This window comes from Vibrio sp. YT-17 (genome assembly GCF_033337375.1).
GTDB lineage: Bacteria > Pseudomonadota > Gammaproteobacteria > Enterobacterales > Vibrionaceae > Vibrio > Vibrio alginolyticus.
The window spans coordinates 1-1,044 of sequence record NZ_JAWOQP010000196.1; the positions used below are offsets into that span (position 1 = coordinate 1).

Annotated in this window: 1 protein-coding gene; it reads left to right on the top strand. The window is 46.5% G+C overall.

Annotation, left to right across the window (positions count from 1 at the left end; translation table 11 throughout):
• Positions 1–19: 19 nt before the first annotated feature.
• Positions 20–1,044, top strand: a 1,025-nt coding sequence (locus tag R7F67_RS24900; RefSeq protein WP_318057540.1) for a lactonase family protein, incomplete at its 3' end; no start/stop codon positions are given.

A 1,044-nucleotide genomic window follows, 5' to 3' on the forward strand; every position in this document is an offset into this window, starting at 1 on the left:
CACTCATATAAGGCCATCCATGACAACAACTGGTCACGTGCATTTTTATATTGGCACTTACACCAACCCACCGAGTACGAGCACGGGCATTGTGCGTCTATCGCTGAACACTGAAACGGGTGAACTGACTCGGCTTGACGATGTTGTAGTTCAACGTAATCCGTCCTATCTCACGACCACCGAACACGGGCTGTATACGTTTAGCGAAATGGATAGAAATGAAGGTGCAGAGCTCGCGTTTTTTCGCGGTAGTGAATCCGTCTCTTTGCCGATTAATGGCGATTATCCGTGTCATTTGGATATCAAAGAACCGTTGTTGGCGGTTGCTAATTATGGCTCTGGAAATGTTAGCGTATTTCACTTGGATGGCGATGGTAAACCGCTTGGTTTATTGGCGGATTTATACGTTGATGGATGCGGGCCGAATTTAGAGCGCCAAACTTCTCCTCACGCTCATCAAGTCACGTTTTTAAAGCACAGTCATCAATTGGTTGTCGTAGACTTAGGCAGCGATAGCGTCCTTATTTATGATTACGATGCCCAGCCGCCGGATTTTTCACTGTCGCAAGTGATTCATTTGCCCGCAGGTTCGGGACCGCGCCATGTGGTGTTTAACCAACAAGAGTCGACAGCGTATGTGGTTTGCGAACTGTCAGAAACCATTATTGTGCTGGTTAAGCACCAAGATAAATGGCTTATCTCGAATCAAACAGAATTATTAGAAGGGGAAGAGAATCAGCAAGCGGCGGCGGCGATTCGTCTTTCGCAAGATGAAACGTTTTTGTATGTCTCTTGCCGAGCTCAGAACAAAATCAGTATGTTTGATGTGTCTGGCGATACGCCAAAAAGGCGAGCAGCCATTCACTGTGAAGGGGTTTTTCCACGAGATTTTGTGTTGTCTCGTGATCAAAAGTGGTTGCTGGTTGCCAATCAACATTCCAACAATGTGGTGAGCTTTCGTCGCAATCCTCAAACAGGTGAAATTACCCCAACGGGTTATGACTGTGAGATAGGCTCTCCAGTGTGTATTGTCGAACAACCTTT